The organism is Arthrobacter sp. Y3224055 (assembly GCF_059090825.1).
This window is the reverse complement of sequence record NZ_JBNHGB010000003.1, coordinates 55,411-69,148: the sequence shown is the minus strand read 5'-3', so window position 1 is coordinate 69,148 and position 13,738 is coordinate 55,411. Positions and strand designations below refer to the sequence as shown.

Annotated in this window: 9 protein-coding genes and 1 tRNA gene; 3 read left to right on the top strand and 7 right to left on the bottom strand. The window is 69.6% G+C overall.

Translation table 11 applies throughout. The annotated features are described in order from the left end of the window. The first annotated feature begins 38 nt into the window (after nt 1–38). Nucleotides 39–806 (top strand): PspA/IM30 family protein, encoded by a 768-nt coding sequence (locus tag AC5RTY_RS08495; protein WP_494000247.1) that lies wholly within the window; start codon nt 39–41, stop codon nt 804–806. A 114-nt stretch (nt 807–920) separates the two neighbouring features. Here the strand turns inward: AC5RTY_RS08495 and AC5RTY_RS08490 are convergent, their stop codons facing one another. The 4 genes from AC5RTY_RS08490 to AC5RTY_RS08475 form a co-directional block, all read right to left on the bottom strand. After that, the gene (locus tag AC5RTY_RS08490; RefSeq protein ID WP_494139362.1) at nt 921–2,078 is read right to left on the bottom strand and encodes a hypothetical protein; all 1,158 of its coding nucleotides are present in this window, start codon (nt 2,076–2,078) and stop codon (nt 921–923) included. Between the two features lie 293 nt (nt 2,079–2,371). Beyond that, nucleotides 2,372–2,448: transfer RNA gene (locus AC5RTY_RS08485), tRNA-Met, on the bottom strand. A gap of 45 nt (nt 2,449–2,493) precedes the next feature. Then, complete coding sequence (locus AC5RTY_RS08480; protein ID WP_494000249.1) at nt 2,494–5,418, bottom strand: UPF0182 family membrane protein; 2,925 nt, start codon at nt 5,416–5,418, stop codon at nt 2,494–2,496. A 271-nt stretch (nt 5,419–5,689) separates the two neighbouring features. Next, on the bottom strand, nt 5,690–6,823 hold the full coding sequence (locus AC5RTY_RS08475) for a YlbL family protein (protein WP_494022659.1): 1,134 nt from the start codon (nt 6,821–6,823) through the stop codon (nt 5,690–5,692). A 273-nt stretch (nt 6,824–7,096) separates the two neighbouring features. Between AC5RTY_RS08475 and AC5RTY_RS08470 the strand changes: the two genes are divergently transcribed. Further along, a complete protein-coding gene (locus AC5RTY_RS08470; RefSeq protein ID WP_494075536.1) occupies nt 7,097–8,581 on the top strand; it encodes a zinc-dependent metalloprotease in 1,485 nt (494 codons plus the stop codon). On the opposite strand, the gene AC5RTY_RS08465 is transcribed toward AC5RTY_RS08470, so the two are convergent. After that, entirely contained in the window at nt 8,578–9,240 is a 663-nt protein-coding gene (locus AC5RTY_RS08465) for a M48 family metallopeptidase (RefSeq protein WP_494012541.1), read from the bottom strand. The two genes, AC5RTY_RS08470 and AC5RTY_RS08465, sit on opposite strands and share 4 nt — an antisense overlap. A gap of 153 nt (nt 9,241–9,393) precedes the next feature. Here AC5RTY_RS08465 and AC5RTY_RS08460 point away from each other — a divergent pair, with 153 nt between their 5' ends. Further along, nucleotides 9,394–10,470: a TOMM precursor leader peptide-binding protein gene (locus AC5RTY_RS08460; RefSeq protein WP_494139361.1), complete on the top strand. Its 1,077-nt coding sequence runs from the start codon at nt 9,394–9,396 to the stop codon at nt 10,468–10,470. A gap of 28 nt (nt 10,471–10,498) precedes the next feature. Here the strand turns inward: AC5RTY_RS08460 and AC5RTY_RS08455 are convergent, their stop codons facing one another. After that, nucleotides 10,499–12,631: an ATP-dependent DNA helicase UvrD2 gene (locus AC5RTY_RS08455; RefSeq protein WP_494139360.1), complete on the bottom strand. Its 2,133-nt coding sequence runs from the start codon at nt 12,629–12,631 to the stop codon at nt 10,499–10,501. Then, nucleotides 12,628–13,575, bottom strand: coding sequence for an NAD(+) diphosphatase (gene nudC, locus AC5RTY_RS08450; RefSeq protein ID WP_494012544.1), 948 nt, complete (start codon nt 13,573–13,575; stop codon nt 12,628–12,630). The genes AC5RTY_RS08455 and nudC overlap by 4 nt, the downstream gene beginning before the upstream one ends. Nucleotides 13,576–13,738: the final 163 nt, after the last annotated feature.

Here is a 13,738-nt window from a genome sequence, read left to right as displayed (position 1 = left end):
AGGCAAAGTTCGAGTAATCCCGATCGAAAGGCATCACCGTGGTAAAGCACTCAATTTTCGGCCGCATGGCACAGTTGGCCAAGGCAAACATTAACGCGCTGCTCGACCAGGCGGAGGATCCGCAGAAGATGCTGGACCAGATGGTCCGCGACTACACGAACAACATTGCCGAAGCCGAAAGCGCCGTCGCGCAGACCATCGGCAACCTGCGCATGCTGCAGGACGACTACAACGAAGACCTCGAGAACGCCCGCAGCTGGGGTGCCAAGGCCTTGGCCGCCAGCCGAAAGGCCGATGAGTACCGCACCTCGGGCCACGCCGCCGACGCCGAGAAGTTCGACAACCTCGCGAAGGTGGCAATCCAGCGCCAGATCTCCTCGGAGAACGAAGCAAAGGGCGCCGAGCCCACGATCTCCTCGCAGACCGAAATCGTGGAAAAGCTCAAGCAGGGACTCAACCAGATGAAGTCCAAGCTCAATGAGCTGCAGAACAAGCGTGACGAGCTGATCGCGCGCGCCAAGACCGCGCAGGCCCAGTCGCAGGTCCACGACGCCATCAAGAGCATCGACATTCTCGACCCGACCAGCGAAGTCGGCCGCTTTGAGGAGAAGATCCGCCGCGAGGAAGCAAAGGTACGCGGCCAGGCCGAGCTGGCCGCTTCCAGCCTGGATGCCCAGTTCGAGAGCCTGGAAGACCTCGGCGAGCAGACGGAGGTTGAGGCGCGGTTGGCAGCCCTGAAGTCCGGGACCGGCCCGGCCCCGTCGTCGCTGGAGGCCGGCAAGGAAGCTACCTCAGAGAGCTACTGAGCACCAGCCCTCCGGCCGCCCTGGCATGAATGGCTCCGTGCCGCACCTTCCGGTGTGGCCCGGAGCCTTTCCTGTCGGCCCGGGTCCTTCCTTTCCGGGGGCGGTGCGATCGCGTTAACGGCGCGGCTTCACGGCCCGGAGAAGGCTGCGGCCGGTGAAACGGCCGGGTCCGGAGGCGCGGATCCGCGCGCGGCGCAGGGCCTTGGGGTTGTAGTGCCGGGGACGGTGCTCGACTGCGTCCGGCACGCCGGCGCCCCGCCCCCGCGGCGCCGAAGCCACTCCCCCGTCCTGCTCTGGCGACGGACGACGGCGGGAGCCCGCCCGGGACGCCGCCGGAGCCGGCTGTGCGGCGGGCGCCGCGGCCGGCGCAGGGGTGGCGGGCGCCGCGGCCGGAGCAGGGGTGGCGGGCGCCGCGGCCGGAGCAGGGGTGGCGGCCCGGTCGTGCCCGGACTCAGGTTCCGGGGGCCCGGGACGCCGCCTGCGCAGCAGTAGCCAGCCGATCAATGCAAGGTAGGCAGTTGGAACCAACCAGGCGGGGACGGCGTACAGCACATCGGTAAGCAACCCGTGGGCCCCGTGCGCGGCATCGATCAGCCGGTCCTCGACCTGGTGTCCCGCGGCATTCCGGACAGCAAAGAAGGCGTAGTAGGCGGTGCCCAGCCCGGCGAGCAGCAGCAGGTAGCCCTGGGCTCTTTCCAGCACCGGCCAGGCTTCGGGCCATCGCCGGCCGGCGGCGGCCCCGACCGAGGACGCTGCGGCGCACAGCAGGCCGAAACCGGCGAGCAGGCCCAGGACGTAGGCGGCCATGCCGGCGACAGGGGCTTCCGCGCCGCCCTGCTCCCCGGCCGCGGCCAGCAATTCCGGCAGCTGTGGCGCGAGCGAGGCCAGCCCGAGCACCGCACCAGCAACAGCCATCGCGCTGAGCCGGACGAACGCTCCGCCTCCCGCCGCCGCTGCCTGCAACAGCCGGACCCGCCCGCCGGCCACCAGGAAGGACGCGAGCAGGACCAACAACATCCCGGTCCCGGCCGAAATGTAGGCCAGGGCCCCGGCATGGGTCGCCGGATTACCTGCCGCCAGGAGCGCCAACGAGAACGACGTCGTGTAGCCGCCGGTCAAGACAAGAGCCGTCACGGCGGACCGGCGCACGGCGTCAGCGGCCGTGCTGTGCCAGCTGCTGCCGGCGGCCATCAGGAGCCACGCCGGCAACAGGAGCAGGCTGCAGGGGTTGAACAGGGCTGCCGCTCCGGCGGCCAGGGCGTAGCTGCTCACTGATTCCAGCATGGGACAACAACGATCTTTCCGAGGGAAAATCGGGGACGGGTGAAACCATACTACCGGTCGGGGTTGTGGCCTCGGGCACTAACCCGCCTGGCTCGCGGCCCGGGGCTTGCGGCCCAGGCACGCCGGTCCGGCTTGCGGCACCCCGGGCACAGCCGGTCCGGCTCGCGGCCCCCGGGCACGCCGGTCCGGCTTGCGGCCCCCCGGGCACAGCCGGTCCGGCTTGCGGCATCGGGGCATGCAAAAGCCCCGCCCGATATGACATCGGACGGGGCCCTTGCTCTTGGTTGCGGGGAGAGGATTTGAACCTCTGACCTCTGGGTTATGAGCCCAGCGAGCTACCGAACTGCTCCACCCCGCGGCGCAGTGAATACATTACCGGCCGCGGGGTAACGAAGCAAATCGGTCAGTTGCCCTCGGTCGCCTCCGGAGAAGGCTGCTCCGTTGCCCCGTCCGCTCCGCCTTCGGGGGCGGCGCCGGAGATCGCTGCCTCGGCGTCGATGGCGTCCTGCAGCGCCGCCTGGAGCCGCTCCTGGGCTTCGCCGTAGGCGGCGAAGTCGCCCTCCGCCAGCGCGGCCTGTCCCTCCTGGATCGCGGTGCGCGCGGCCTGCAGGGCCGCCTGCAGGTCCTCCTCGGCACTGGTCTCCGGTGCGTCCGGCGTCGCCGGTGTCTCCCCGACGTTTTCTTCGTCGCCGGTGGTGGCGCCCGAATCGCCTTGGAACACCTGGTCCAATGCTTCGGACAGCGTCGGGGCGAAGCCGACTTCCTCACCGAAGCTCACCAGCACGCGGCGCAGGATCGGGTAGGAGGAAGCGCCCGAGGACTGGACGTAGACCGGCTGCACGTACAGCATGCCCCCGCCGACCGGCAGGCTGAGCAGGTTGCCGTTCTTCACCTCGGAAGCGCCCTGGCGCAGCAGGTTCAGCGCCTGCGACACTTCGGTGTCCGAGTTGAACAGGTTCTGTGCCTGGCCCGGACCGGGCACGGTGATGTCGCGCGGCAGTTCGAGCAACCGCAGCGTGCCGTAGTCCTCGGACTTCACGCCGTCTTCGCCGGTGCCGGCGTCCGCGTTGGCGGAAAGGAACCCGTACAGCACGTTGCGTGCCTGCTCGCCGGGAACGGCGAACGGAATGAACGGGGTGGTGAGCGAGAAGGACGCCGCGTCCTGGTTGGGCATCTGCAGCGACAGGTAGTACGGCGGCTGCTTGACGGTCGATCCCTCGCCCAGCGTCGGATCCGTGGGAACACTCCAGGCGTCGGAGTTCTCGTAGAAGCGGTTGACGTTGGTCACGTGGTACCTGGTGAGCAACTCCCGCTGCACCTTGAACAGGTCCTCCGGGTAGCGCACGTGCGCCATCAGGTCGGCCGACATCTCGCTGTACGGCTTGATCGTCGTCGGGAACACGTTCGTCCAGGCCTTGAGCAGCGGATCCTGGTCGTCCCAGGCGTAGAGGTCCACGGACCCGTCGTAAGCGTCCACGGTTGCCTTGACGGCGTTGCGGATGTAGTTGACCTCCTCCGCCGGCAGTGCCACCGTGGCGCCCCCGGTGGTCCCGGAGTCAATGGTGGCCGACTCCAGTTGCTGCGGAGTCGAGTACGGGAAGTGCTCGCTGGTGGTGTAGGCGTCCACGATCCACTTCACGCGGCCGTCAACGATGGCGGGGTAGGCATTGCCGTCCACCGTCAAGTACGGAGCGACTTTTTCGATACGCTGGCGCGGATCGCGGTCGTAGAGGATCTGCGATTCGGAATTGACCGCGTCCGACAGCATCAGGTCCGTCGACTGGAATTTCAGCGCATAGACCAACCGGTTGAACCAGTTGCCGATGTTGGGACCGCCGTCGCCGTCGAACGTGTTCCGGGTATCGGTTTCGGCATTGGCACTCTGCGGCCGGTCGATCTCGATCGGGGTGCTGCCCTCGGGCGCACCGACGATCGAATAGTCCGGAGACGCTTCGCCGAAGTAGATCCTGGGCTCGTAGGTCGAGTCGTCGCCCAACACGCCCTGCGACGGGATCCCGGAGAGCATGAACGACGGTTTGCCGTCCGGCTCCACGCGGGAGCCGGCAGCCGCGACGACGCCGTAGCCGTGGGTGTAGAGCAGGTGCTCGTTGACCCAGCCGGCCGGCACGCCCGCGGTGTTCAGTTCGCGGACGGCGATGACGGTGTCCTGCACCTCGCCGTCGACCGTGTAGCGGTCCACGTTGAGGGTCTCGTCGAACTGGTAGTACTGGCGGAACTGTTCCAGCTGCGCGAACGCGTCCGACACCAGGTTCGGATCCAGCAGGCGGATATTGGCCGTGGTTTCGGCGTCCTCGCGCAGCGCGCCGGCTTCTGCCTCCACGACGGCTTCATAGTTCATGGTCTGGACGTCGTCCAGCCCGTAGGCCAGGCGGGTCAGGGCGATGTTGCGTTCGATGTACGGGGCCTCGACGTCCTGCTCATTCGGGATCACCTGGAAGCGCTGGACGATCCACGGGTAGACCCCGCCGGCGAGGATGGCGGTGACGACAAGCATGGCCGTGCCGACGATCGGCAGCCGCCAGCGGCCGATGAAGGCCGAGACGATGAAGAGGATGGCCACCAGCACGGCGGCGACGGCGAGGATGGCCTTGGTGGGAATCACGGCGTTGACGTCGGTGTACAGCGCACCGGTCCAGTTTCCGGCGTTGGACTGCACGGTGGCGTACCGGTCCAGCCAGTAGTTGACACCCTGCAGGATGAGGAACAGCGCGGCAAAGATTCCCACATGGATCTTCGCCGCGGTGGAGGCGAAGAACCCCTTGTCCTCCAGCCTGATCCCGCCGTAGAGGTAGTGGGTCAGCAGCCCGGCGATGCCGGCAATCAGCACCACGCTGATCAGGAAGCCGTTAATAAAACCGAGGAACGGCAGGGTGTTCATGTAGAAGCTGAAGTCAAGGCCGAACTGGGGATCGGTCTGGCCGAACGGCTGCTGGTTGAAGAACAGCAGGACGGTCTGCCACGCCGAGGCGGCGGCGGTGCCGGCGAAACCGGCGAGCACTACCGGGATGCCGATCATCAGCAGGCGCCGCACCGGCTCCAGCTGCTGCTGGTAACGGTTAAGGTTGTCCTGCAGCGAGCTGTCCGGCGCGTACACCGGGCGTGAACGGTATGCCAGCCGGAGGCTGAAGTAGACGGCAAGGCCCATGATCAGGAAGGCAATGAGGAAGATGGCGATCTTGGTGCCGGTTTCCTTAAGCATGACTTCCAGGTAGCCCAGCTGGTTGTACCAGAGGATGTCTGCGTAGATCTGGGAGAAGAAGACGAAGCCCACCACCAGGACGGCCACCACGATCAGGGTGGGCACCAATGCGGAACGTTTCTTGCCAGGACTGTTAAGCGGTGTTGGCCGGTCGCCGTAAGACCGGTCTTGTCCGAACGTCACTCGTTACCTCGTTGTCTGCATGCGTGGCATCACGGCGAAACCGCCGCTGCGGGGAGACTCCCCCTAGATGCCACGAACGGCGGTCTCGGAGGGTTCCGTTCCCATTCTGCCTTGTCAACACCGGCCCCGGCGAACCGCGGCGCGGGAACGGTCCGGCACCGTTGCCGGAATGTGACCGCGCCGCCGCTGAAACGAATCAGCTGCAGCCGGGCAGGGCGGCAGCGTCGCCGCCGCCGCCGATCGCGGTGACGGCCTTGACGGCGTCGTCCAGCGTCGCCACCGACACGACCTGAAGGCCCTCCGGAACGTGTCCGGCGACCTGCGCGCAGTTAGCCTCCGGCGCCAGGAAGACGGTGGCGCCGGCCTCCCGCGCGCCCAGCATTTTCTGCCGGATGCCGCCGATCGGCCCGACGGTGCCTTCGGCGTCAATCGTGCCGGTCCCCGCGAAGTGCTTGCCGCCGGTCATCTCGCCTGGCGTCAGGATGTCGATGATCCCCAGCGCGAACATCATGCCCGCGCTGGGGCCGCCCACGTTGTCCAGTTGGATCTTCACTTCGAACGGAAAGTCGAAGTCGGTGCCCAGCAGGACGCCCAACTGGTAGTCGCCGTCGCCGTTGGCCCGCGGTGCCACATCCACGGTTTCCTCGCGGCCGTCGCGCGCGATGCCCAGTTCGACCGGGGCGCCGGCACTGGCATTGAGCTCCTCACGCAGCACCTCGATGCCGGTGACCGGCCGGCCGTTGATGGTCCGGATCGCGTCCTGCAGCTCCAAGACTCCTGCCGCCGCCGCGTCCGGGGTGAAATCGGCCACCGAGAGGGTCTGCGAGTACTCCACGTCCAACTGGGTCAGGGCCGCCGCGATCGAGGACTCCTGCGACGAGGCCATCAGCGCCGCATTCTGCTGCTGGATGTCGTCCTGCGTGACGTCCGGGGGGTAGACCAGGTCGGCGGGTGCGACGCTGCGCTGGGGATGGAGCCAGGCGGCCAGGACCTGCAGCATGTTGACGTTCGAGTTGGGCCCGCCCTCCACGTACACCGTCGTCAGGTCCAGGGCGCCGGAAGTCTCGTAGGTGGGCCGGTCCGGAACCTCGATCAGCGGGGTGCCGGAAACCTCACCGATGGTGTTGATGGCAGGACCGGGCGTCTCGATGACGTAGCCCGCCGGCAGGGCCAGCCCTGCGGCACCGGCCACCACAGCGACGACGGCGGCGGCCGCCAGGACCGGTTGCCTGCGGTTTCGGGTCGGCGGCGCAGCCGGCTGCGGGCCGGGAACGTTGCCGGACCAGCCGTCCGTGCCGTGCTCCGTGCCGTTGTTGGTGGACTGTGTCACCTGGTGGTTCCCTCCCGCAGCTGTCCGGGCCGTGCACCCAACGCGCTGCCGCCCGGGGCGCTCGCGGCGCCTGCTCTAGCGTACGCCGTCGGCCCGGCATCGGTGGTGCTGCGCCTGCTCGGCCTTGAGCGAACTGCCGGTGCCCGGCGCGACAAGGAATCCCGGCTGCCGGTAACGTGGAACTCACGCAACACCCCGGGCACAGCCCCCGCCGCCTCCCCGGCAGCCGCTGCGGCCCGTGCCCGCTCCAACCCTCGAGGACCGGTGGTAGTGATGACCCCCAAGCAGCCCGACGACGACCCGCAGGATCCGCTGGCGGAGATGTTCGCCAAGCTCTTCGGTGGCCAGGCCGGGGCAATGGATCCCGCGGAAATAGCCAAGGCGGCAGGACTTCCCTCCGACCCCACTGCCTTGGCGCAGATGTTCCAGCAGGTCCAGGCGATGATGAGTGCCCCCGCCGAAGGTCCGGTCAACTGGAAACTGGCCCATGAAAGCGCCCGCAAGGTGGCCGCCTCGGACAGCGACCCGTCCGTCTCTACGGCACAGGGCCGCGCCGTCGACGAAGCGCTCCGGCTGGCCGAGATGTGGCTCGATCCGGTGACGAGCATGCCCGGCACCGGGCTCATCGGCAGGGCCTGGTCCCGCGCCGAGTGGGTTGAGGCAACCCTGCCGACTTGGAAGCGGTTGACGGAGCCGGTCGCCAACAGCATCGCCTTCGCGCTGACCAGCGCGCTGACCGAGCAGGTGCCGGAGGAGATGAAGCAGATGCTCGGCGGGGCACACTCCATGCTGCAGAACCTCGGCGGCGCGATGTTCGGCATGCAGCTGGGCCAGGCCGTGGGCGCCCTGGCCAAGGACGTGGTCAGTTCCAGCGACATCGGTGTCCCGCTGGTGGAAGGCAAGATGGCCCTGCTGCCGGCCAACGTCAAGTCGTTCGGCGAGGGCCTGGACATCCCGGGGCAGGACGTGCTGCTCTTCCTGGCGATCCGGGAAGCTGCGCACACCCGCCTGTTCACGCATGTCCCGTGGCTCTCCGGCTATTTGCTGGGCGCTATCGAAAGCTATGCGCGGGGCATCCATATCGACATGGGGCGGATCGAGGAAGTGGCCCGCGACCTCGATCCCACAAACCCCGAATCCATGCAGCAGGCACTCTCGCAGGGCGTGTTCATGCCGAAGCGCACGCCGGAACAGGAAGCCGCCCTGGCCAAGCTCGAAACTGCGCTCGCGCTGGTCGAGGGCTGGGTGGACGAGCTCACCGCCGGCGCAGCGGCCAACCTGCCCTCGGCACCGGCGCTGCGCGAAACGGTCCGACGGCGGCGGGCCACCGGCGGTCCGTCGGAACACGCCTTCGCGGCTCTGGTCGGACTGGAGCTGCGCCCCCGCCGGCTGCGGGATGCCGCCGCCCTGTGGTCCGCCCTGAAGGAGGAACGCGGGGTCGAAGGACGGGACGCGATCTGGAACCACCCCGACCTGCTGCCGACCGCGGAGGATCTGGACGATCCGGCCGGCTTCAGCGCCCGGCGGAAGCTGCTGGACGCCTCGGAGGCGGAAGTCGACGAGGCGCTGCAGAAACTCTTAAGCGGTGGCTTCGAAGGGCAGCAGCCCGGCGACGGCGATGCCCGGAAGCCGGACGGCACCGCCGACCGTGGAGACTCCGGCAGCGCCGGCGGAGGTCCGGACGGCTCCGCTGGCGGTGAGGATACCGGCACCGCCGACGGAGGCCCGGACGGTTCCGGAAGCGGAGACCGCGGCTAGCAGTCGCTCTCGCCGGCACCGTCCACGTCGTCCCCGTCCTGCAGGCCGCGGCCCATGGCAAAGGCGGCGCCGGAGAGGAAGGCCTTGGCCCGTTCGAGCTCCGGATAGGCCTGCAGCAAGCGCCAGAAGCGTGGGCCGTGGCCGGGCTCAAGCAGGTGTGCCAGCTCGTGCAGGATCACGTAGTCGACGACCCAGGCGGGCATGTCCTTGATCTTGTCCGAGATGCGGATGGTGCCCCGGGCCGGCGTTGCCGACCCCCAGCGGTCGTTCTGGTTGGAAACCCATCGGATGCTGGTCGGGACGGCGTTGCCGGCCAGGTAACGCTGCGACAGCTCCGCCGCGTGGCGGGCCAGGTCAGTGTCGCCCGCGGCGGTCCGTCCCTCCGGCCGGGAGCCGCGCGTCTCGAGCCTGGCCAGCATCCGCTGCACCCACTCCCGTTCCTGCGCCGGCGAAAAGTGGCCGGGAATGGAGATCACGGCGGCCCCGTCCCGCCACGCGGCGGAGACGGTCCGGCGCCGGCGTGCTGACCGTTTGACCACCACGGGGGCCCCTGTGGATGTGGTCAGCGCCACCCGCTCCCCCGTGTCGGCCACCAGCGGGACCGGCCGCGGAGGCGTTGCACTGGCACGGGATTCCTGCGTCTGATCTGCTCGGGACATGCGACGAGGTTACCGGGTCAATCCGACCGTCCGCATCCGCCCAGGCCCGGTGCCCGGTTTTCTGTGGATAACCCTCCGACGCCTGCGGCCGCCGTGCCAGCATGGAGGACCGGGCCGCGCCCGGACCACGGGCAGGCGGCGAGGAGGGTTGCGGTGGCACAGTTGAGAATCAATCCAGGCCTGCGCATGCTGGAGGGCGCCGCGGGCAGCGTCCAGTTCGGCCTGGGCGCCGGCGGACTGGTGGTCGAGGGGACCGGGGAAGCGGACCGGCACTTCCTGTCCCGGCTGTGCCGGGGCATCGAATCGGCCGACCTGGATGACGTGCGGGCAGCCTGTGGCCTGGACAGGGAGCGGGCCGCGTCGCTGTTGGCGGCACTGGCACCGGTCCTGCTGCCGGACTCCGGCGGGGAACGCCTGTCGGGGTTGCGCGCCGATCGGCTCGCGCCGGACGCGCGCCGTTGGTCGGCGGTGTACTCGGCCGACGGTGAAGGACCGCTGGCCGCCCGGGGCCGCTGCATCGTTCAGCTGATCGGGCTGGGACGCACCGGTGCAGCGTTGGGCACCGCCCTGGCTGCGGCCGGCGTCGGCACGCTTCTGCTCGAGGATTCGGCGGTCGCCGCCGCCTCAGATGTCGGTTCCGGCGCCATCCGGCTCGCCGACATCGGCCTGGGCCGCGGGCAGGCCGTGCGGCGGGCGGTGCACCAGGTGGATCCCACGGTAGCCTGCCACCTCTTGCCCGGCTCGACCGCGGAGCAGGGTGCCGCAGGCATCTTTCCGCGCGCGCTCAGCCTGGCCGTCTACGTCGACCGCGACGTGGCCGATCCCCGGGTCGCCGCGGCGCTCATGAGCCGGGGACACCCGCACCTGAGCGTCCTGGTGCGCGAGCAGGACACCCTGATCGGACCGTTGGTGGTCCCCGGCCAGACAAGCTGCCTTGGCTGCGTTGAACTGCACCGCGCCGACGCCGATCCGGGGTGGCCGGACGTCGTTGCCCGGTTGACCAGCCGGCCGGCGGAGCCGCAGGCAGACCGGGGCGCGGCCGACGAAGTGTCGCAGGCGGTGGCCGCGGCCGGCCTGGCGGCGGTGCAGGCCCTGCTGTTCCTGGATGGACGGAACCAGCCCGGCAGCTTCTCCGCCGTGCTCAAACTCGACAGCGGCGACGGCACCGTGTCGCGCCACGCCTACCCGCCGCACCCGGGCTGCGGCTGCGTGCTGGGCGCGGCGGCCTGAGCGCGCTCGCCTCCGGGCCCGCACAGTCTCAGTTCGCGGCCAGGACGCGCAGCACCTCCTCGCCGTAACGCTCCAGTTTGGACGGCCCCACGCCGGCCAGCCTGGACAGCTCCTGCAAGGACTGGGGCCGGGCTTCGGCGATGGCCACGAGGGTGGCATCCGTGAAGATCACAAAGGCGGGCATCGAGGCTTCACTGGCCGTCTCCTTGCGCCACTCGCGCAGCGCCTCGAACGTCGACTCCTCGTAGGTGGGCGGACAGTTGTGGCACCGGCCCACCTTGCGTTCCGCCCCGCTGCCGAGCAGGGTGCCGCAGACGCGGCACGCCGCCGGTGCGGCCTGCTTGCGCCGCGCCAGCCGCTGGCCCGGCGTGCTGCGGACGGAGGAGGAAGAGGCCGGCCGCAGCCCGTCCAGGAACCGGGACGGCTTGCGGTTGGCGCGGCCTCCCGGGGTCCGGGCCAGCGACCAGGACAGCGCCAGGTGCTGGCGGGCACGGGTGATGCCCACGTAGAGCAGCCGGCGTTCCTCATCCACGGCCTCGTCGGTGTCGGCGAAGGAGATCGGCATCAGCCCCTCGCTCAAACCGACCAGGAAGACTGCGTCCCATTCGAGGCCCTTCGCCGAGTGCAGCGAGGCGAGGGTGACACCCTGTACGGTGGGGGCATGCTGGGCGGCGGCGCGTTCGTCGAGCTCTGCCACGAAGTCGGACATGGTGAAAACACCGCCCGCCGCGGAACCGCGGGCCGCGTCCAGCTCGTCGGCCAGTCCCACCAGCGCGGCCAGGGATTCCCAGCGTTCGCGCACCGCGCCGCCGGTCTGCGGAGCTTCCCGCGTGTAGCCCAGGTTCGCCAGCACGTCCCGGACCAGTTGCGGCACGGGTTCGGTTCCGGCGGCCCGGGAGGAGGCCCGCAGCTGGAGGATCGCGTCGCGGACCTCCCGCCGCTGGAAAAACCGCTCCCCGCCGCGCAGCTGATAGCCGATGCCGGCATTGGCCAGCGCCTGTTCGTAGGCTTGGGACTGCCCGTTGGTGCGGAACAGCACGGCGATCTGGGCGGCGCCCACGCCGTCGTCGAGCAGTTTGCGGATGCGGGTGGCCACCTGGGCCGCCTCGGCCTCGTCGTCGGCGCATTCCGTGAACGAGGGCTCGGGCCCGGCCGGACGCTGGGCGATGAGCTCCAGCGGGGTCGGCCAGCTGTCGTTGTCCCGCGCCGGCTGCCGGGTGCGGGCGGCCAGCAGCGAGTTGGCCAGCTGCACCACCTGCGGCGAGGAGCGGTAGTCCCGGACCAGTTTGACGACGTCGGCTCCGGGGAAGCGTTTGGTGAACTCGAGCAGATGCCGGGAGGTCGCTCCCGTGAAGGAGTAGATGGTCTGGCTGGCGTCGCCGACGACACAGAGTTCTTCACGGTCACCCAGCCAGAGGTCCAGGAGCCGCTGCTGGAGCGGCGAGACGTCCTGGTATTCGTCCACCACGAAGTGCCGGTACTGGTCCCGTACGGCGGCCGCCACCTTCGGGTCTTCCTCGAGGATCCCCACGGTGATGAGCAGGACGTCCTCGAAGTCGATGATGTTCCGGTCCGTCTTCACGTCCTCATAGGCCTGGTACAGCCGCGCCACCGTCGTCAGGTCGTAGCCTGCCGGTGCGGCGCGCCCGGCCGCCCGGCGGACATAGCTCTCGGGCGTGAGCATGGACACCTTGGCCCACTCGATCTCGGCCGCCAGGTCGCGGATGGCGGCGCGGTCGGTGGTCAGCCGCAGGCGCCGGGCAGATTCGGCGATGACGCTGGCCTTGTGGTCCAGCAGGCCGGGCAACGGACCGCCGACCGCCTGCGGCCAGAAAAACTGCAGCTGGCGCAGCGCCGCGGCGTGGAACGTTCGCGCCTGCACCCCGCCAACACCGAGGTCGCGCAGCCGCGTCCGCATCTCGGCGGCCGCGCGCGCGGTGAACGTCACCGCCAGCACCCGCTGCGGCGTATACACCCCGGTGTGTACCCCGTAGGCGATCCGATGCGTGATCGCCCGGGTCTTGCCGGTGCCCGCTCCGGCGAGGACGCACAGCGGTCCGGCCAGGTTGGTGGCCACCTGCCGCTGCTCGTCGTCCAGTCCGGCCAGGATCCGGTCTTCGAGGCTGCTGTCCGGGAGGGGCCCGGCTGCCGCTGCGCTCATCGTCCGGCCTGCGGCAGTTCGCCGCCGTACCAGTGCTCGATCAGTGCCCGCGCAATTGAAATGCCGCTGGCCACCTGGACCTCGTCGGCCTTCAGTGCCGCGGCCAGTTCCTCCCGGCTGAACCACCGTGTGTCCAGGATCTCCACGCCGTCGGGCACCGACGCCGCGTCCGTCGCGACCGCCGTGAAACCAATCATCAGCGATGCCGGGAACGGCCACGGCTGGGACCCAAGGTAGCGCGGCGAGTGCACGACGACGCCGGACTCCTCCTCGATTTCCCGCACCACCGCGGCCTCGAGCGACTCCCCCGGCTCGACGAAGCCGGCAAGGGTCGAATACCGGCTGGCCGGCCATGCGCTGTTGCGGCCGAGCAGCAGGCGGTCGTCCTCGTCGATGACCGAAACGATGACGGCGGGATCGGTGCGCGGGAAATGCTGGCTTCCGTCGGCGGGACAGCGGCGAACCCAGCCGCCCTGCTCGATCTCCGTGCGGTGGCCGCAACGCGGGCAGTGGGTGTGGGTCAGGTGCCAGTTGGAAATCGCCGCGGCCTCCACAAACAGCCCGGCGTCCTGCGCAGAGAGCTCCCCCGCCACGTCCCGCAGGCCCAGCCACTCGCCGTCGTACCCGGCAGCTTCTGCGCGGTCCGCCAACACCGAGAGCACAATGTCGGTCCCGACGGGCACATCCGCACCCTCCACGGCCCGGCCGAGGTAGACGGAGAGGTCGGTTGCGGTCCGTTCCCTGCTCGGAAGCAACACGATCCTTCCGCCGCGGACCAGCGTCTTGCCGTCGGCGATCAGCATCACATGCGTGGTGTCGCTGCCCCAGATGCCGTCCACCAGGCCGGGGTGGCTGCGCCGCTCGCACCCGCGGTCCATGGTGGTGCGCGCCAGCATCAGCTGGCCCAGCGGCGGGAACCCTGCAGCGGCGGTGCTAAGACTCATGCTCTCTACCGTACTCACCCCGGCGCCCGGACCGTTATTCGCGCCGCCGGCGCTGTGGACTGCGCACCGGCGGTGCCCCGCCGGTGCGGCCTGCCTCACCCTTCCGGCGACTCGCCGCGGCCGTGGCCGGGTTGCCGGTACCGGTTGCACGTACGGTGGACTA

Excerpts from the sequence above, each read along its gene's own strand:
- AC5RTY_RS08465 (WP_494012541.1), bottom strand. The coding sequence starts at position 9,240 with ATGTCCCGAGCAGATCAGACGCAGGAATCCCGTGCCAGTGCAACGCCT.
- AC5RTY_RS08455 (WP_494139360.1), bottom strand. The coding sequence starts at position 12,631 with ATGAGCGCAGCGGCAGCCGGGCCCCTCCCGGACAGCAGCCTCGAAGAC.
- nudC (WP_494012544.1), bottom strand. The coding sequence starts at position 13,575 with ATGAGTCTTAGCACCGCCGCTGCAGGGTTCCCGCCGCTGGGCCAGCTG.
- AC5RTY_RS08470 (WP_494075536.1), top strand. The coding sequence starts at position 7,097 with ATGACCCCCAAGCAGCCCGACGACGACCCGCAGGATCCGCTGGCGGAG.